Consider the following 18,134-nt stretch of genomic DNA (forward strand, 5'->3'; position numbering starts at 1 on the left):
GATTTACGAAGCCGCTGTAGAGATACAGCGGCTTTTTGCTATTTCACTTTTCTGTATTATTTCTTTTCTTTCGCATCGTTCAGTTTCCAATCATATTGATAGTCGATGTTGCCTGAATAAAGGGATAGCTCAGGAAGATACTGCGCAAGGTGAATAAGAAGATCTTCTTTATTACCAAAATCAACGGTAAACCAGTCATAAATAGAGGAGAGAATTAAGGTGTCATTGTTCAATTTTGCTCCCTTACTGCTGTTGATAAAGGTATGTGCTGCGTTACTAAGTAGTTGTTCTGTGTTTTGTGCAGTAAAAGCTTGGGATTGCAGATTTGGGCAGCCTAAGCTGGCACAATTGACCGCATAATGGGTTCGTGGATCCTTCCAGATAGGGCGCAAAATTCGGTGCTCGATATCATTGAGGGTTAGGGTTTGTCCTGCCACAGTAAAAACTTTCTCATCCCACGGTCCAAAACTGAATAAGCCGCCTAGTTTGGTAATGGACGCGACTGGGTAGTTATCCAGAATTAATTTCACTGTCAGAGCGTTGTAGAGATTAACCCAATAAGCATACTGCTCTTGGCGGTTAAATTCTCTTGGATCCAATTTTGAAAGTTGATCTAAGTAATCGTTGAGTAGCGTTTTATCCTCCTTTGTTACTTCTGCATAACGAAAGAGGGCGTTCTCTCCCACTTGAACAAGGTTGCGATCGAGGATGCTTTGCCAAGCTTGGTGAGAGATGCTTTCCGTATTACTGTCGTTGCTCGCTTGCCAATAAGCCCAAAGCTCCGCCTTTGGCGCTGCGTATACTATGTTGGAAAAAATCAGAAGACAGAAAGCGAAGAGTGTTTTCATATCAGAGTAACCTTATCGTGAGATTGTGATTAGCTAGACCCGATGGCAACGCATTTTCTTTCGCGATAAAAAAGGCTGCCATTTGGCAGCCTAGAAATGCTTATTTTAAGAAGCTCGGTATCTTGGCTTCATACTCCGCAATTTTTGCTTCGTGCTGTAGAGTCAGGCCGATATTGTCTAAGCCATTGAGTAGACAATGGCGACGGAAATCGTCAATCTCGAAATGGTAGGTTTTACCATTCGCGGTTACGCTCAGCGCTTCTAAATCGACGGTAATCGTTGCACCTTCCGTATCATGAACATAGCTAAAGAGTTCATCCACTTCTTGCTCGGTTAAACGAACGGGCACCATCTGGTTGTTGATCGAGTTACCATAGAAAATATCGGCAAAGCTTGGGGCAATCATGACTCTGATGCCGTAATCCGCTAATGCCCAAGGTGCGTGTTCGCGCGAGGAGCCGCAACCAAAGTTCTCTCTTGCGAGCAAAATGCTAGCGCCTTGGTAGCGAGGTTGGTTCATCACAAATTCTGGGTTGGCTTTTTCACCTGCATCGTCCAAAAATCGCCAGTCGTGGAACAGATGTTTGCCAAAGCCAGTGCGATTCACTTTTTGCAAAAACTGCTTTGGAATGATCGCGTCGGTATCGACGTTGGCGGCATCAAGAGGAACGACTAAGCCGGTGTGTTGCTGAAATCCTGACATGGGGTTCTCCTTGAATTAAAACTGACGAATATCGACGAAGTGACCTGCAATCGCCGCGGCGGCTGCCATTGCTGGGCTAACTAAATGAGTGCGACCATCACGTCCCTGACGTCCCTCAAAGTTGCGGTTTGAGGTAGATGCGCAGCGCTCTCCAGGCCCTAAGCGGTCATTGTTCATGGCTAAACACATTGAGCAACCCGGTAAGCGCCATTCAAACCCTGCTTCAATAAAGATCTTATCTAAACCTTCCGCTTCGGCTTGCGATTTTACTTGTTCGGATCCGGGCACGATCAATGCTTGGACATGAGAGGCGACTTTTTTCCCTTTGGCTACCGCTGCTGCAGCGCGCATATCTTCGATACGCGAGTTAGTGCATGAACCGACGAACACTTTATCGACCTTATAATCGGAGAGCATTTTGCCGGCTTCAAGTCCCATATAAGCCAGAGCTTTTTCTGCTGAGCTGCGTTCAACAGGATCGGCAAACTGGCTAGGTGATGGGATTGGCTCATCAACGGCAATCACTTGGCCTGGGTTGGTACCCCAAGTCACTTGCGGTTTGATTTCACTGGCTTCAAGCGTCACGACGGCATCGAACTGTGCATCCTCATCGGTTTTTAAGGTTTGCCAATAGTCGACAGCAGCATCCCAATCACTGCCTTGTGGGGCAAATTTGCGGCCTTTGATGTAGTTGAACGTAGTTGCATCAGGGGCAATCAAGCCTGCTTTCGCACCAAGTTCAATCGCCATGTTACACACGGTCATGCGACCTTCCATGGAGAGATCGCGAATCGCTTCGCCACAAAATTCCACGACATAGCCTGTACCGCCAGCGGCAGTTGTTTTACCAATGATCGCCAGTACGATGTCTTTAGCGGTGATGCCGGGAGTCACTTTTCCACGCACTTCGATTTTCATCGTTTTAGCGCGGCCTTGCTTTAGGGTTTGAGTGGCCAGTACGTGTTCTACTTCTGAGGTGCCGATCCCAAAGGCAAGCGAGCCGAATGCACCGTGAGTTGCGGTGTGTGAATCGCCACATACAATCGTCATACCGGGTAGGGTAATACCAAGCTCAGGTCCCATCACATGCACAATGCCTTGGTACTTGTGGTTAATGTCGTACAGCGTGACGCCAAACTCTTCGCAGTTTTTGGAAAGCGTTTGCATCTGGATGCGCGCCATTTCACCTGAGGCATTGATGTCTTTAGTAGTGGTGGAGACGTTGTGATCCATGGTCGCAAAAGTTTTGCTAACTTGGCGTACCGGGCGACCTTTTTCACGCAAGCCATCAAAGGCTTGTGGAGAGGTCACTTCATGGACTAGATGACGGTCGATGTACAAAATCGGCGTTTCACCCGGTGCGGCAACCACCACATGGGCATCGTAAATTTTTTCGTAAAGAGTTTTGGCTTTTGACATTGCTTCTTCCTTGAGCTCAGTGAGCTAAAGAGGAGTGGGGTAACCCCACTCTCAAACTTATGAATTCAAAATATAGCTTGCGATTTTATCGCCCATTGCTGAGGTCGATAGGGCTGGTTTATTGCCTGCGAGATCCGCCGTCAGTTCACCTGCTGCTAGTGCTTGGCTAACCGCGTTTTCAATATCACGCGCTGCCGCTTCTTCACCCAAGCTGTAACGCAGCATGAGCGCCGCAGATAAGATCTGCGCGACAGGGTTGGCGATGTTTTTGCCTGCGATATCTGGCGCGCTGCCGCCTGCAGGTTCGTACAAGCCAAACTTGCTCTCATTCATACTGGCCGAGGGGAGCATGCCCATAGAGCCTGTGATCATCGCGCATTCATCAGAAAGGATGTCGCCAAAAATGTTCGAGCAGAGCATCACATCGAACTGGGCTGGATCTTTGATAAGTTGCATGGTGGCATTATCGATGTACATGTGTGAAAGCGAGACATCGGGATACTCTTTGGCAATCTCGCTGACCACTTCGCGCCACAGTATTGAGCTTTGCAGCACGTTAGCTTTGTCGATAGAGCAGACTTTCTTACGACGCAAGCGAGCCGACTCAAAGGCGATTCGCGCGATACGTTCAATTTCAAAACGGTGGTAAACCTCAGTATCGAACGCTTTTTCATGAGCGCCTTCACCTTCACGGCCTTTGGGTTGACCAAAGTAAATGCCGCCAGTCAGCTCACGCACCACCACAATATCGAAACCGCGAGCAGAGATGTCAGCACGTAGGGGCGAAAAGGCTTCCAGACCTTGGTGGATCTGCGCGGGGCGCAAATTACAAAACAGTTGGAAGTGCTTACGCAGTGGCAGCAAAGCACCGCGTTCAGGTTGTTCGTTAGGTGGCAGATGTTCCCATTTAGGTCCGCCGACGGAGCCAAACAAGACCGCATCCGCGTCTTCACAGGCACGCAGAGTGCTTTCTGGCAGTGGGCAACCATGGTTATCAATCGCAATACCACCAACATCGTGCTGTTCACGACTGAAACGAATGCCGTGTTTTTGCTCAATCGCATCCAACACTTTGTGGGCTTGTGCCATCACTTCCGGGCCGATACCGTCGCCGGGTAATACGGCAATTTTGTAATCTCTGTCTGTCATGCGAGTCCTTTATGATCGATTTTTAAGTTGTGTTTGTGTCGCCTAAGGTTCTTGAATACCGAAGCTACTCAGGGTTAGCAGTAACTTCAGTAGATCTAAGGAGTATTAAACCGTTGCGACGCTTTTTTTCTGTTTAATCTGGGCGATTTGATCCGCGCGATGAATGCTATTGATAACATGCAACAAGGCTTGACCGGAAGCTTCAACGATGTCGGTTGAGACGCCGGTACCGTGATATTTACGTCCTTTGTAGTTGGCGATGATATCCGCTTGACCAAGACCATCTTCACCTTCGCCTTTGGCGGTGAGATCGAATTTATCGAGTACAATCTCATAACCTGTGATGCGATAGATACACTGATATAACGCATCGACTGGACCATTACCAACAGCGGCTTCGCATTTTTCTTCACCGCCACACAGCAACTTAATACTGGTGGTGGCCATCACGCTACCCGATTGCACGCTCAAGTAATTGAGTTTGTAGAAGTCATCCTCTTCACGCAAATTAGAGAAATGCATCAAGGCCTCTAAATCGTAATCAAACACTTGGCCTTTGCGATCTGCCAGCTTCAAGAAGTCTTCATACAAGGCATCCAAATTGTATTCATTTTCGTTGTAGCCCATTGAATCCATATGGCTTTTCACTGCGGCACGCCCACTACGGCTAGTGAGGTTCAGTGCTTGGTTTTTGAGGCCAATCGATTCGGGAGTCATGATTTCGTAGGTATTTTTGTTTTTGAGCATGCCATCTTGGTGAATGCCCGAAGAGTGGCTAAACGCATTGGCTCCGACAATCGCTTTGTTGCTTTGAATCGGCATGTTGCAAAGCTGGCTGACGAGCTTGCTGGTACGGCTGATCTCGTCGTGTTTAATGCCTGTGGTTACTCCGAGCAACTCTTGACGGGTTTTGATGATCATCGCGATCTCTTCCAATGCGCAGTTACCCGCACGTTCGCCAATACCGTTGATGGTTCCCTCTACTTGACGCGCTCCCGCTTGAATAGCGGCAATCGAGTTAGCTACCGACATGCCTAAATCATCATGACAATGAACGGAGATGATCGCTTTATCGATATTGGGCACTCGGTTAAACAGCGTTTGAATAATGCCGCCAAATTCGCTCGGCACTGTGTAGCCGACCGTATCTGGAATATTGATGGTACGCGCACCGGCATTGATCGCAGCTTCGACCATACGGCATAAGTTATCGATAGGTGTGCGGCCCGCATCTTCACAAGAGAACTCCACATCATCCGTATATTGACGCGCATGTTTCACCGCTTTGACTGCCATTTCGACGACATCGTCATAGCTGCGGCGCAATTTGTCTTGCACATGGATAGTGGATGTGGAGATAAAGGTGTGAATACGAAAGGCCTCGGCGACTTTCAAGGCTTCGGCCGCTGCATCAATGTCTTTCGCAACGGCTCGCGAAAGGGCACAAACACGGCTGTTTTTGATGTGTTTAGCGATGGTTTGTACCGATTCAAAATCGCCCGGAGAGGAAACTGGGAAACCGGCTTCGATAATATCTACCCCTAAGCGCTCCAGTGCGTAGGCGATTTGCAGTTTCTCTTTTACCGTCAGGCTGGCAGACAACGCCTGCTCTCCATCGCGTAATGTCGTATCGAATATAATCACCTGATTGTTCATGTTTGCTTCCTCGCACTGAGAGTTAACGGCTAACTTCCTGAATATTGTTGTAAAAATCGGCTATAAAAAAACCCGCATCAGCTGCGGGTCTTTTATCTTGTGTGGTGTTTTTCGTCCACAGCCTACCCGCGTGATGGTTCCACGATCAGTAGTAGGCCTAGCAGGAGAGAAAAACGCATTGTCATCTGTAACAATCCACACAATTAAGTTAACAGATTAGTACCGTACTCGACACAATGCGTCAACCCCAAAGTTGATTTTTTATTCAGCATGACTAAATTGTGTGCCCGTTTGTCACTATTTCGACAAACAATTTTCACCTGACTGTCATTTGCTGCCGATAAGCTCAAAGCATCACCCCACCAGAAGGAAGGATGTGTGATGCGAGCTATGGAATCGATCGCTAAACTCGATTTAGCTTTTTCATTACTCTGCTTACAGCATAAGTACAATACGCGAGTCGCGAGGCTCAGTAAGTCAATTTCTCATACAGGAGATGGGCATCTTTACGCGCTGATGGGCATTCTAGCTTGGTGGTTAGATGAGACTCATGGGCTGCTGTTTCTCGCGGTTGGCTTGCTTGCGTTTGCTATTGAATTACCGATTTATTGGTTGCTTAAAAACAGTTTTCAGCGCCGACGTCCACAAGAACTTTCTGCCTTAGTCACGGCTTATATCACGCCGAGCGATCGCTACAGCTTACCGTCGGGACATACCGCCGCCGCCTTCGTCATGGCGACATTAATTGGTTATATCTATCCTCATTGGTATGCCGTCGCACTTTGTTGGGCAGGTTTAATTGGCTTGGCGCGAGTGTTATTAGGCGTGCATTTTCTAAGTGATGTGATCGCTGGAGCTTTGCTTGGGATGGGCAGCGCAACCTACGCAATGAGCGTAATGGAGAAAAGCATTTGAAAATACTGTATGGCGTTCAAGGAACCGGGAATGGGCATATTGCGCGTTCAAGAGCCATGTGTGCGGCACTTAAGCAGCAGCAAGTTGATGTGGATTATCTGTTCTCAGGGCGTCCTGTTGAGAACTATTTCTCAATGGAATGCTTTGGTGATTTCGCGACTCGACGGGGGCTTACCTTTGCCACCGAAAATGGCCACGTCAATTACGTTAAAACGTTACGTAAGAATAATCTGTTGCAGTTTTGGAATGAGGTGAAGCGCTTAGATCTTTCTGGTTATGACCTGATTTTGAACGATTTTGAGCCAGTGACGGCTTGGGCGGCCAAATTACAAAATATTCCCTGTATTGGAATTAGTCATCAGAATGCCTTCTTGTATCCAGTGCCATTAAAAGGTGCTTCTTGGCTGGATAAAGCGATCTTGCGGCATTTTGCGCCAGCCCAGTACCATTTAGGTTTACATTGGTACCATTTTGAGCAGCCGATCTTGCCTCCCATTATTTATACTCCGGAGCAGCCGCTGAGTCAGCAGAACTTTATATTAGTCTACCTTCCATTTGAAAATGTGAATGAAATCTGTGAGTTACTGTATAGATTTACCAATGTTCACTTCATTTGTTATCACCCCGAGGTGCCAGAAAACGAGTTGACGGAAAATGTCGAACTGCGTCGTTTGCATCATGGTGATTTTCAGCATCATTTACACCAATGCAGCGGAGTGATCACCAGTGGTGGTTTTGAGTTGCCTTCGGAGGCTTTAGCGTTAGGTAAAAAATTATTAATGAAGCCATTAGTTGGCCAATTTGAACAGGTGAGTAATGCGGCAACCCTTGAAACACTTGGGCTGGCAAGTGTGATGGAGTTTCTTGACCCTGCCTGCTTACGTCAGTGGCTTGATGAGAAACAGGCTGAGCGAGTGATCTATCCCGATGTGGCTCACTTTTTAGTTGAATGGATTCTCAAGGGGAAATGGGAAAATAGTGAAGTACTTTGTCAGCAACTTTGGCAAAAAGTCGATTTCCCCAGTTACGCAATTTTGGGTAATGAACTGACTAACCCAATGAGTCCTTCGTTAAAACATTTTTGACGTGAATATTAGTGTTCAGTAAAGGATGTATCTATTGTTTAAATTGATAATTAATAAAAACCCATTAAAAATGCATTTTTATAGATTTTTATAAAAATTAATCGTATTGATTATTAAGGTTTTTTTTAAGTAATGACTAAAATAAACTGACTTTTTGTCAATGCTATTGCATAGCTTCGAATGATTAGCCGATATTACTCGCCATCCACCAAATATCTGGGCGGTAAATATTACAAACAGCGCTTATCTTTCCACTGGCGATTTATGCATATTTATCGTTAGTGACGACACTGTGAGGCATGCAAATGTTAGATAAAAAAGACGCAATGAGTGCCATTGCGAGTTACCGCATGGAAAGCACCCTCCGAGGCGTAGACCTCAATCTGTTAACCGTTTTTGATGCAGTAATGCAAGAGCAAAACATTACGCGAGCGGCACACAACTTAGGTATGTCACAGCCTGCGGTCAGTAATGCCGTGGCACGTTTAAAAGTGATGTTCAATGATGAGTTGTTTATGCGCCAAGGGCGTGGCATTCAGCCAACCCAGCGTGCTCGCCAACTGTTTGGCCCGATCCGTCAAGCTTTGCAATTGATCCGTAACGAGCTACCGAGTTCAGTTTTCACACCGGAAACTTCAACGCGTCTGTTTAAGCTCGCGATCTGCAGTCCTTGCGATTTACGCTTTGCTCCTCAGATCATGGCATCGATTGATGAATTAGCCCCAAGTGTACAATTGCATTTGGATGCAGAGTTTGATCGCCAAATCGCAGAACGCATGCGTTATCAAGAAATTGATTTTGTGATTGATTACGCTCGATTTGATGATCAAGGTTTTTCAAGTACTGAGATTTTCCAAGATGAGTTGGTGGTGGTGGCATCAAAACTTCACCCTCGTATCCAAGGAAGTATCACGGCCGAACAATTGGGTGCGGAAAAACACGCAAAATTGTCCAAAGTGCATGGGCAGCGTAGTTTCTCTGAACTGGCGTACCGTGATTTTGATTGCCAGTCTTATTACGAAGGCACCAGCCTAAGCAATGTGTTGTATGTGGTCGGTCAGTCTGAACTGGTGACCGTTGCTCCACGTTGGATGGCGGAAAATGCGGCCAATCGTGATGAGTTGCAAATCCTCGCTTTCCCATTTGCTGAGTCCAAAATCTCGGGTTATCTGAGTTGGCATGAGTCGAGTGAAAAAGACAAAGGCCATATTTGGCTGCGTGACCAACTGATGGTGATTTGTGGCGAAGTGGTCGCGAATCGCTGATCCTTTGTTCATTCTATGTTTCTAAAGCCTTGGGCAGTAAAAACTGTCCAAGGCTTTTTTGTTACAGAATGAGTTTTAATCGATAACTTTGACGTTAGTCAGTTGTGTTTTGGCCTTTGAAATGTACACTTGTGCGCTGAAAAAGGCTTACAGGTGTAAGCTACAGGTAAGAGATATGACGAACTTAGATTTCCACATCGTTAAACGGATCCGCCAACGTATTGCCCAAGGGGGTGATAACGCCGCGCTAAAACATAAACAGAACGGCCAATGGCAAGCAATCAATTGGCACCAGTTTGGTGAACAATTGGATGAACTCTCGATGGCGTTGTTAGCTCAAGGCATTAGTGTACAGGACAAAATTGCGATTTTTTCCAACAACATGCCGCGTTGGACGATTGCTGATTTTGCCGCTTTACAGATCCGTGCGGTAACGGTTCCTATCTATCCTACCAACACGCCAGAGCAGGCGGCTTATATCTTACAGAATGCGGATGTGAAAGTGGTTTTTGTGGGTGAGCAGGCACAATTTGATGCTGCGCTCAGCCAATTTGAACAATGCTCAGAGCTGCGTCTGATTGTGGCTATGAATGCCAATATCGACCTCAAACAAGCCAGTTGTGCGATGCATTGGGATGAGTTTGTTGCTCAAAGTCACCATCAAGATCGAGCGCCGTTGGATGCCTTACTTGAGCAGGCCAACTATAACGATCTGTTTACCCTCATTTATACCTCAGGCACTACTGGGACGCCGAAAGGGGTGATGTTGGATTATCGTAATATCGGTGCTCAGTTAGAGGGGCACGATCAGCGCCTGAATCTGACTCAAGAGGATGTCTCACTCTGTTTCCTGCCACTCTCTCATGTCTTTGAGCGAGCATGGACGGCTTATGTGCTCTATAGAGGTGCAACGAACTGTTACTTGCAAGATGTGGCTCATGTACGTGAAGCTTTAGCTGAAGTCCGTCCAACCGTGATGTGTGCCGTACCGCGCTTTTATGAAAAAATCTTCTCAGCAATCCATGAAAAAGTCGCTAAAGCGCCGTTGGTACGCAAGGTTCTTTTTACTTGGGCTGTCAATATGGGCGCGAAAATGGCGGTGTGCCGTCAGCAGCAGCGCCAACCTTCTTGGATGCTTAAACAGAGCCATCAATTCGCTGACAAGCTGGTGTTAAGTAAGCTGCGCGCTTTGCTTGGGGGAAGGATCAATTTCATGCCTTGTGGTGGCGCGAAATTGGATGAAACCATTGGACGCTTTTTCCATGCGATTGGCATCAACGTCAAGCTTGGTTATGGCATGACCGAAACCACGGCCACGGTTTCTTGTTGGGATGACCACTGTTTTAACCCAGATTCGATTGGGCTTTCTATGCCGGGAGCACAAGTCAAAATTGGCGAGAACAATGAAATTCTGGTTCGTGGTCCAATGGTGATGCGTGGCTACTACAAGCTCGATAAAGAAACCGCCGAAAGTTTTGATGAGCATGGTTTCCTGAAAACGGGAGATGCGGGTCATATTGATGAAAACGGTAATCTATTTATTACCGATCGCATCAAGGAGCTGATGAAAACCTCAGGTGGTAAATATATTGCGCCGCAGGTGATTGAAGGGGCGATTGGCAAAGATCATTTCATAGAACAGATCGCGGTGATTGCCGATACGCGCAAGTTTGTCTCTGCCTTGATTGTGCCCTGCTATGATTCTTTGGAAGAGTACGCCAAAGAGTTGAACATTAAATATCACGACCGTTTGGAACTGATTAAACACAGCCAAGTGCTGGAGATGTTTGAAAAGCGCGTTAATGATTTACAAAAAGAGCTGGCGAAATTTGAACAAGTGAAGAAGTTTAGATTGTTGCCAAAGGCATTTTCGATGGACAGTGGTGAGCTGACTCCGACCCAAAAACTGCGTCGTAAAGTGATTAACGATCGCTATCAGGATGAAATCGAAGAAATGTACCAAGATTCTCCGAAAAAATAGCGCGATCAAGCTGTTATCTTGATGTTATGAACACCTCTTGGCGGAAATCGCTCAGAGGTGTTTTTATATCTGCAATACTATGATCCCATGCTCTTTCTACCTGAAGCGACAAGCTTCGCTCATGCCAATCACATTGTCTCTTAGTGTTGATGGAAGCATGGGAGCCGATACACCGGAGCGCTGACAAAATAATCTACTTTTTTTTAACTGCTCAATAGCTGTTCGACCTAAAAGCAAGGTAATGGTTGAAATGGAATGCTTAATCACCGTCTTATTTTCGATTCTGCTGTAAAAGTGCGCAAATTGGGGTTAGACCAGTTGCTAAGAAAGCGTTACATTTGTTGCGTAACCTCGCGGCTGTTATGACAGACGCAGGACATAGCCGAAAGCGGAGCGTTTTCGAATTAGGCTACAAATAAGCCCTAAACTATGTAAAACCAACCCTTTTGCCGACCGAGCACAAGGTATGTTGGTAAGGAGACAAGATGGAAATGCTATCTGGCGCAGAGATGATCGTCCAATCTCTGATCAATGAAGGTGTGGAGCAAATCTTCGGATATCCCGGCGGTTCAGTACTCGACATCTACGATGCCCTTCACGAAAAAACCGATCAAATTAAACACGTTCTGGTTCGTCACGAACAAGCCGCAACACATATGGCTGATGGCTATGCGCGCGCCACTGGAAAACCGGGCGTAGTGCTCGTCTGCTCAGGTCCAGGCGCCACCAATACGGTGACTGGGATTGCAACCGCCTATATGGACTCGATTCCGATGATTGTGATCTCCGGTAACGTAGCCACGAATCTTATTGGTAACGATGCATTTCAAGAGTGCGATATCGTCGGCGTGTCTCGCCCTATCGTTAAACACAGCTTTTTAGTGAAAAAAGCCGAAGATATTCCTGAAACCATCAAAAAAGCGTTTTATATCGCGTCAACGGGGCGTCCTGGTCCTGTGGTGATTGACGTGCCAAAAGATGTGATGAGCCCGCTTAATAAGCTGCCTTATGAGTATCCTGAAACCATCAAAATGCGCTCTTACAACCCAACGACGGCTGGCCACAAAGGACAGATCAAAAAAGGGTTACGCGCACTGCTCGATGCGAAAAAACCAGTACTGTACGTTGGTGGCGGGGCGATTATTGCTAATGCAGAGCAGCAAATTCGCCAACTTGCAGAGGCTTTAAATCTGCCCGTGGTCAGTACTTTGATGGGATTGGGCGTTTTTCCTGGCACTCATAAAAACTCACTGGGTATGCTTGGCATGCATGGTGTGTATGAAGCCAATATGGCGATGCACAATGCGGATCTGATTTTTGGGGTAGGTGTGCGCTTTGATGACCGTACGACTAACAACCTAGAGAAGTACTGCCCCAACGCGAAAATCATGCATATCGATATTGACCCGTCATCGATTTCTAAAAACGTGAAAGTCGATCTGCCGATTGTTGGTTCTGCTGACCAAGTATTGGATGGCATGCTCAAGCTTCTAGAAGAGAGTGCTGAGCGCAATGATGCGGCAGCATTGGATAGTTGGTGGAATGAGATCCAAGTGTGGCGTGATCGTCAGTGTTTGGCTTATGAAACCTCCGCTGAACGGATTAAGCCTCAGCAAGTGATTGAAACGCTTTATAAAATTACAGAAGGTAAAGCAATTTTGGCCTCGGATGTGGGGCAGCACCAAATGTTTGCGGCACTCTACTATCCGTTTGATAAGCCACGTCAGTGGATCAACTCTGGCGGGCTAGGCACCATGGGTTTTGGTTTGCCTGCGGGAATGGGCGTGAAATTCGCCATGCCAGAAGAAGAGGTACTGGTCGTGACGGGAGATGGCAGTATTCAGATGAATATTCAAGAGCTATCGACCGCACTGCAGTACGACATTCCAGTAAAAATCATTAACCTTAACAACCGTTTCCTTGGAATGGTGAAACAGTGGCAGGATATTATTTATCAAGGTCGTCACTCTAACTCATACATGAGTTCTGTGCCGGATTTTGCGGCGATCGCAGAAGCTTATGGTCATGTTGGGATCCGTATTTCTCACCCTGATGAGCTGCAAGCTGGGCTGGAAAAAGCGTTAGCGATGAAAGATCGTCTGGTGTTTGTCGACATTAATGTCGATGAAACTGAGCACGTTTACCCAATGCAGATCAAAGGCGAAGGGATGGACAAAATGTGGTTGAGCAAAACGGAGAGAACCTAAGATGAGACACATTATTTCACTGCTATTGGAAAACCAACCGGGTGCGCTATCTCGTGTTGTCGGGCTCTTTTCCCAGCGCGGGTACAACATTGAAACGCTAAACGTATCACCGACCGATGACGAAACCCTTTCACGGCTGAACATTACGACGAAAACCGATGAAATGCAGCTAGAGCAGATCCAAAAGCAGTTGCATAAATTGATTGATGTTTTGAAAGTGCAGGAAGTGACAGAGTGTGAACACATCGAGCGTGAGCTGATGCTGGTCAAAGTCAAGGCCTCTGGTTTTGCACGTGCGGAAGTAAAACGTACGGCGGATATTTTCCGTGGCCAGATTGTTGATGTCACAGCTTCACAATACACAGTGCAACTGGCCGGTACGAGCGAGAAACTGGATGCTTTTATTGAGGCGATTGCGGAAGTGACGGAAGTTATCGAAGTGGCACGAAGTGGTGTGGTAGGCATCGCGCGTGGTGAACGAGCGCTCAGAGCTTAGTTTATCCCCTTCCTACTTGAAGCTGCAGCGGTGTTGGCTACGTTGGTTCACCCCAATCACATAGTGTATCTATGCTTATGGGGATGAACTCAGTTGCCGCCTACCTGCAACTCCAAGTCGTTTGGGTATCGTCTTTATAATTACAAGCGAAGCACAAATAAAAAAACCAGCCGAAAGGCTGGTTGTTATATTCAGGATTCTGGATGGGTGAGCGATGTAGCCCACCCATCAATCAGTGCAGAATGCGGGCGCGAATCGTGCCGTCGATCGCTTTAAGCTTAGTTAACGCTTCTTCAGAGCGAGCCGTTTCCACATCGATGACCACATAGCCGATTTCTGCGGTGGTTTGCAGATATTGAGCCGCGATGTTGATCCCTTCTTCGGCGAAGATGGTGTTAATTTGGGTCAAAATGCCCGGACGGTTGGCGTGAATATGCAGTAAGCGAGAGCAGCTGCGATGCTCTGGCAGTGACACTTCAGGGAAGTTGACACTAGAGAGCGTTGAGCCGTTATCTGAGTATTTAGCCAGCTTGCCAGCCACTTCAATGCCAATGTTCTCTTGTGCCTCTTGGGTTGACCCCCCCACGTGTGGTGTCAAAATCACGTTATCAAACTTCATCAGTGGCGATTCAAACGGCTCTTTGTTTGATGCCGGTTCTTCTGGGAATACGTCAATCGCTGCCCCTGCAATATGACCAGATTCGAGCGCATTGCACAGAGCCGGGATATCGACCACAGTACCGCGCGCCGCGTTAATGAAGATAGCGCCCGGTTTCATGCGCGCAAACTCTTCCGCACCCATCATATTTTTAGTGCCAGCGGTTTCCGGAACATGGAGTGAAATGACATCACACTTATTGAGTAGCTCGCTTAAGGTATGCACTTGGGTAGCGTTACCGAGCGATAGTTTGCTTTCAATGTCATAGAAATACACGTGCATCCCCAAGTTTTCAGCAATGATCCCCAACTGAGTACCGATATGACCGTAACCGATAATGCCTAGGCGTTTCCCCCGTGCTTCATAAGAGTTATCTGCACTTTTTTTCCAGATCCCACGGTGAGCAAGTGCGTTTTTCTCTGGAATGCCACGCAGTAACAGTAAAATTTCGCCGAGCACCAGTTCTGCCACACTGCGAGTATTGGAGAATGGTGCGTTAAACACTGGAATACCGCGTTTGGCGGCGGCATTAAGGTCGACTTGGTTAGTACCGATACAGAAACAGCCAATCGCCACCAGTTTCTCTGCCGCATTGATCACCTTCTCCGTCAGATTACTGCGCGAGCGGATCCCGACAAAATGCACATCTTTGATAGCTTCAATCAGCTCAGCTTCTTCCAGCGAGCCTTTATGGTATTCGATATTGCTGTAACCGGCCGCTTGCAAAACTTCCACCGAAGAGGGGTGAAGTCCTTCAAGAAGGAGGATCTTAATTCTGTCTTTTTCCAGTGAAACTTTGGCCATTTTATCGTCCTTAAAACTATGGGAAGGTGGGCTAACAGGCGCTTGGGTTCGAATGGTTCGAATTTTGGTCGTAATTTAGAAAAGCAAACGTTTTCCTTGTGCGCCTTCTGCTCACTAAATTAACAAACTTTTTTTGCTTTGGGTAAGAAAATTACGGAATAAGGCATAATTTTCTTAGAGAAAAGGATAAAAAACGGCACACAGCGGTGCCGTTTGTAAGCAAATAACGGAATATGGGGAGAAATGCCCGATATTAATCTTCGATTTTTGCACCTTGTGGTGTGCCAGTGATGACCACATCAGCCCCTCGATGAGCAAAGAGACCCACGGTCACAACTCCTGCGATGCCGTTGATCTTGCTTTCGAGATCTTTGGGATGGGTGATCTTCATGTTGTAGACATCCAGAATAACGTTACCGTTATCGGTGATCACACCTTCACGATACACAGGATCGCCACCGAGTTTTACCAGTTCGCGCGCGACATAAGAACGCGCCATTGGGATCACTTCAACAGGTAGAGGGAAGTTGCCTAGAACATCGACCGCTTTAGTGCCATCGACAATACACACAAATTTCTTGGCAATCGCTGCGACGATCTTTTCACGCGTTAGCGCTGCACCGCCACCTTTGATCATGTCGCGTTCTGGGTTGATCTCATCAGCACCATCGACATAGATGTCCAGCTCCGATACATCGTTACAGTCATAAACACGGATACCGAGCGCTTCCAGTTTCGCAGTTGAAGCAATCGAGCTCGAAACCGCGCCTTTGATTTCGTCTTTGATAGTGCCTAAAGCATCGATGAAGTGATTAACGGTTGAGCCCGTACCAACACCGACAATGCTGCCTTTTTCTACGTATTTCAGAGCAGCCCAACCGGCGGCTTTTTTCATTTCATCTTGAGTCATGCCTATCTCCTGAGTATCGATTTGCGGGTATGTTGCGCGGCGCGATTATAACCCCAAACCGGAAGCAGAAGTAATCACTTAGGCTGAGCTAAACTGAGCAATTGTTCGACTACCACTGCCAAACCTTGCTGGGGGTCACGATTTTTCGTAACGGAATATCCCAGCTTGCAGTGGGCAGTTGTTCAACTTGCTGGCAATCGTGCGCGAGGCCAATCGGCATCGCGCCTTGCTGCGTTTTAAACCAAGGTGCGAGAGTGCGATCGTAATAGCCGCCACCCATTCCCAAACGCTGGCCTGATTGATCAAACGCCACCAAAGGAGTACCGATAATATCGAGCTCTCGAACCGGGCAGATCAAACGTTGGTCGAGTTTAGGCTCTGCGATCCCATAGCGATTGTTGCTCATCGGCGTGTGTGCGTGGTAGTGCAGAAACAGCAGGTGACCCTTTGCTAAAGGGTGCAAAACGGGGAGATACACTTGTTTACCTTGCTGCCAAAGCCATTCGATCAGTGGTTGGGTATTTAGCTCACCATCATTGGCAAGATAGAGGGCAATACGCTGCGCGGCAGTCACTTCCGGTAAGCTGGCAAAGGTATGGATAAGTTGTTGGCTGGCCGTCTGTTGCTCAAATGCAGAGAGTGATTGTCGACGCTGACGAATTTGCAGGCGTAGGTGTGTACGAGAATCTATCATAGAGGGAACCCCGGGATGCCGTTGAGGATCGTAGCCCTTGAACCATTAGGTTCAAGGCGGATCAGTAATGGTAACCGCAGGCTTCTCGGTACAAGCCGAGCTTGCTCAATAGCTACCCAATACCAACCCTGTTATGTTGCTTATCGGCTCAGGGACATAAATCCGCTGACGAACACCCCAGGGTAAATCAATGCTGTGTTTATTGCTTTCCTGGCTTCACATTTTTCAATGCAGCTTCTAATGAAGCGGCGAGCTGTTCCATGCGCTCGCTAAGTTGTGACTGAGTGCCCGCATTTTCTTGCTGTTTCGTTTGTAACTCGTAACAGATGTTGAGTGCGGCAATCGTCAACAGTTTCACCTCATTGGTGACTTTAGTTCGCTCTGCCATTTCTTTCAAACGATTATCGAGATCTTGCGCAGCTTGAAGCAAAGATACTTCTTGACCTGCTGGGCAATTTACCCGGGTCACCTTGCCCAAAATTTCAATGTCAACCGCTTGATTACTCATGATTAATGAACTCTTTTAGCATAACTAAAGATGAGTCAACTCAGGTGACCATCGAGGTGGAACTATAGGTAAACCCAATACAAGATTCAAGCCTTTCCCGTCGTAACCTGAAAAATGAAGGTTTGAAAACTCACGATTTGGACAATTTGCGCAAAAGCTAAGCACCAACGGCAAGCGAGCGTTTTCGCTCTGGCAATGAAGTGGTAGGATTAGGTTACCTTTCTCGGTTAGTGAATCCAATATGAGCAAAAATAAACTTCCTGCTTACCCAGCTTTGGCCAATGAGCTGCGTAGCGCTTCTCTCGGTATTAATCCTGCCGAGTTACAAGGGTTACTGACGGGGATGTTGTCCGGCGGTTTAAGCCTCAATGATAAAAGCTGGCAAGCCTTGGTTTTCGATTACACCAATGATGGTATGGGCTGGCCAATTGGCGCATTAGCCAGCGCTGAGCAGATTCTGCTGACGATGAGTGCGCAGTTGGTGGATACCGATTTTGAGCTTTCATTACTCCTACCTGAAGGCGAGGGCGAGGACGAGGACGCCTTGTTTGAGCTCGCGGATGCGGTTGCGGAATGGATTAACCACTTTATTTCTGGATTAGGTTTGAGTGGCGCCAATCTGAAGCACGCCTCTGTTGAAGCGAAAGAAGCATTAGAGGATCTGGAAGAGATGTCGAAATTAGGCATCGATGAAGAGGATGACTTAGCCGAGCAAGCAGAATTATTGGAACAAGTGATCGAACATATCAAAGCCTGTGTATTGGTATTACATGCGGAATTTGGTGTCAAACCAGAGCAAGACACTAAGCCCACCGTTCACTAAGTCAACAGAAAGG

16 protein-coding genes and 1 other RNA gene are annotated in these 18,134 nt (G+C 47.1%); 7 read left to right on the forward strand and 10 right to left on the reverse strand.

Going from position 1 to position 18,134, the window contains the following annotated elements; translation table 11 throughout:
- Positions 1–56 precede the first annotated feature (56 nt).
- The 5 genes from R4537_RS07525 to leuA form a co-directional block, all read right to left on the reverse strand.
- Entirely contained in the window at positions 57–848 is a 792-nt protein-coding gene (locus R4537_RS07525) for a DUF547 domain-containing protein (protein WP_071178223.1), read from the reverse strand.
- Positions 849–948: 100 nt separating this feature from the next.
- A complete protein-coding gene (gene leuD / locus R4537_RS07530) occupies positions 949–1,551 on the reverse strand; it encodes a 3-isopropylmalate dehydratase small subunit (RefSeq protein WP_000012775.1) in 603 nt (200 codons plus the stop codon).
- 15 nt (positions 1,552–1,566) lie between these two features.
- Positions 1,567–2,970, reverse strand: a complete 1,404-nt coding sequence (gene leuC / locus R4537_RS07535) for a 3-isopropylmalate dehydratase large subunit (protein ID WP_071178222.1) — start codon at positions 2,968–2,970, stop codon at positions 1,567–1,569.
- A gap of 57 nt (positions 2,971–3,027) precedes the next feature.
- Positions 3,028–4,119 (reverse strand): 3-isopropylmalate dehydrogenase, encoded by a 1,092-nt coding sequence (leuB, locus tag R4537_RS07540; RefSeq protein WP_071178221.1) that lies wholly within the window; start codon positions 4,117–4,119, stop codon positions 3,028–3,030.
- Positions 4,120–4,224: 105 nt separating this feature from the next.
- Positions 4,225–5,775: a 2-isopropylmalate synthase gene (leuA, locus tag R4537_RS07545; RefSeq protein ID WP_001064845.1), complete on the reverse strand. Its 1,551-nt coding sequence runs from the start codon at positions 5,773–5,775 to the stop codon at positions 4,225–4,227.
- 381 nt (positions 5,776–6,156) lie between these two features.
- On the opposite strand from leuA, the gene R4537_RS07550 reads away from it, so the two are divergent.
- The 6 genes from R4537_RS07550 to ilvN all read left to right on the forward strand — a co-directional run bounded on the left by R4537_RS07550 (position 6,157) and on the right by ilvN (position 13,724).
- A complete protein-coding gene (locus R4537_RS07550) occupies positions 6,157–6,690 on the forward strand; it encodes a phosphatase PAP2 family protein (protein ID WP_071178220.1) in 534 nt (177 codons plus the stop codon).
- Positions 6,687–7,775 carry an MJ1255/VC2487 family glycosyltransferase gene (locus tag R4537_RS07555; protein ID WP_071178219.1) on the forward strand — a complete coding sequence of 363 codons (1,089 nt, stop codon included), beginning with the start codon at positions 6,687–6,689 and terminating at the stop codon, positions 7,773–7,775. The genes R4537_RS07550 and R4537_RS07555 overlap by 4 nt, the downstream gene beginning before the upstream one ends.
- Before the next feature lie 305 nt (positions 7,776–8,080).
- On the forward strand, positions 8,081–9,040 hold the full coding sequence (gene leuO / locus R4537_RS07560) for a transcriptional regulator LeuO (RefSeq protein ID WP_069648345.1): 960 nt from the start codon (positions 8,081–8,083) through the stop codon (positions 9,038–9,040).
- Positions 9,041–9,215: 175 nt separating this feature from the next.
- Positions 9,216–11,021 (forward strand): AMP-dependent synthetase/ligase, encoded by a 1,806-nt coding sequence (locus R4537_RS07565; protein WP_071178218.1) that lies wholly within the window; start codon positions 9,216–9,218, stop codon positions 11,019–11,021.
- A gap of 485 nt (positions 11,022–11,506) precedes the next feature.
- Complete coding sequence (locus R4537_RS07570; RefSeq protein WP_069648343.1) at positions 11,507–13,228, forward strand: acetolactate synthase 3 large subunit; 1,722 nt, start codon at positions 11,507–11,509, stop codon at positions 13,226–13,228.
- 1 nt (position 13,229) lies between these two features.
- On the forward strand, positions 13,230–13,724 hold the full coding sequence (gene ilvN / locus R4537_RS07575; protein WP_001215918.1) for an acetolactate synthase small subunit: 495 nt from the start codon (positions 13,230–13,232) through the stop codon (positions 13,722–13,724).
- 232 nt (positions 13,725–13,956) lie between these two features.
- Here ilvN and serA read toward each other — a convergent pair whose 3' ends face one another.
- From serA to R4537_RS07600, 5 genes are all read right to left on the reverse strand, one after another.
- On the reverse strand, positions 13,957–15,186 hold the full coding sequence (gene serA / locus R4537_RS07580; RefSeq protein ID WP_001151637.1) for a phosphoglycerate dehydrogenase: 1,230 nt from the start codon (positions 15,184–15,186) through the stop codon (positions 13,957–13,959).
- A gap of 253 nt (positions 15,187–15,439) precedes the next feature.
- Positions 15,440–16,096 (reverse strand): ribose-5-phosphate isomerase RpiA, encoded by a 657-nt coding sequence (gene rpiA, locus R4537_RS07585; RefSeq protein WP_071178217.1) that lies wholly within the window; start codon positions 16,094–16,096, stop codon positions 15,440–15,442.
- A gap of 109 nt (positions 16,097–16,205) precedes the next feature.
- Entirely contained in the window at positions 16,206–16,790 is a 585-nt protein-coding gene (locus tag R4537_RS07590; protein ID WP_071178216.1) for a 5-formyltetrahydrofolate cyclo-ligase, read from the reverse strand.
- A gap of 3 nt (positions 16,791–16,793) precedes the next feature.
- Positions 16,794–16,977: non-coding RNA, 6S RNA (gene ssrS / locus R4537_RS07595), on the reverse strand.
- Between the two features lie 12 nt (positions 16,978–16,989).
- Entirely contained in the window at positions 16,990–17,298 is a 309-nt protein-coding gene (locus R4537_RS07600; RefSeq protein ID WP_071178215.1) for a cell division protein ZapA, read from the reverse strand.
- A gap of 241 nt (positions 17,299–17,539) precedes the next feature.
- Here R4537_RS07600 and R4537_RS07605 point away from each other — a divergent pair, with 241 nt between their 5' ends.
- A complete protein-coding gene (locus tag R4537_RS07605) occupies positions 17,540–18,121 on the forward strand; it encodes a YecA/YgfB family protein (protein ID WP_071178214.1) in 582 nt (193 codons plus the stop codon).
- The last annotated feature ends 13 nt before the right edge of the window (positions 18,122–18,134 follow it).

The organism is Vibrio paracholerae, assembly GCF_037672085.1.
Lineage (GTDB): Bacteria > Pseudomonadota > Gammaproteobacteria > Enterobacterales > Vibrionaceae > Vibrio > Vibrio cholerae.

Bases quoted from the DNA above. Each gene is read 5' to 3' on its own strand.
- R4537_RS07525 (WP_071178223.1), bottom strand. From the start codon at position 848: ATGAAAACACTCTTCGCTTTCTGTCTTCTGATTTTTTCCAACATAGTA.
- leuD (WP_000012775.1), bottom strand. From the start codon at position 1,551: ATGTCAGGATTTCAGCAACACACCGGCTTAGTCGTTCCTCTTGATGCC.
- leuC (WP_071178222.1), bottom strand. From the start codon at position 2,970: ATGTCAAAAGCCAAAACTCTTTACGAAAAAATTTACGATGCCCATGTG.
- leuB (WP_071178221.1), bottom strand. From the start codon at position 4,119: ATGACAGACAGAGATTACAAAATTGCCGTATTACCCGGCGACGGTATC.
- leuA (WP_001064845.1), bottom strand. From the start codon at position 5,775: ATGAACAATCAGGTGATTATATTCGATACGACATTACGCGATGGAGAG.
- R4537_RS07550 (WP_071178220.1), top strand. From the start codon at position 6,157: ATGCGAGCTATGGAATCGATCGCTAAACTCGATTTAGCTTTTTCATTA.
- leuO (WP_069648345.1), top strand. From the start codon at position 8,081: ATGTTAGATAAAAAAGACGCAATGAGTGCCATTGCGAGTTACCGCATG.
- R4537_RS07565 (WP_071178218.1), top strand. From the start codon at position 9,216: ATGACGAACTTAGATTTCCACATCGTTAAACGGATCCGCCAACGTATT.
- R4537_RS07570 (WP_069648343.1), top strand. From the start codon at position 11,507: ATGGAAATGCTATCTGGCGCAGAGATGATCGTCCAATCTCTGATCAAT.
- ilvN (WP_001215918.1), top strand. From the start codon at position 13,230: ATGAGACACATTATTTCACTGCTATTGGAAAACCAACCGGGTGCGCTA.
- serA (WP_001151637.1), bottom strand. From the start codon at position 15,186: ATGGCCAAAGTTTCACTGGAAAAAGACAGAATTAAGATCCTCCTTCTT.
- rpiA (WP_071178217.1), bottom strand. From the start codon at position 16,096: ATGACTCAAGATGAAATGAAAAAAGCCGCCGGTTGGGCTGCTCTGAAA.
- R4537_RS07590 (WP_071178216.1), bottom strand. From the start codon at position 16,790: ATGATAGATTCTCGTACACACCTACGCCTGCAAATTCGTCAGCGTCGA.
- R4537_RS07600 (WP_071178215.1), bottom strand. From the start codon at position 17,298: ATGAGTAATCAAGCGGTTGACATTGAAATTTTGGGCAAGGTGACCCGG.
- R4537_RS07605 (WP_071178214.1), top strand. From the start codon at position 17,540: ATGAGCAAAAATAAACTTCCTGCTTACCCAGCTTTGGCCAATGAGCTG.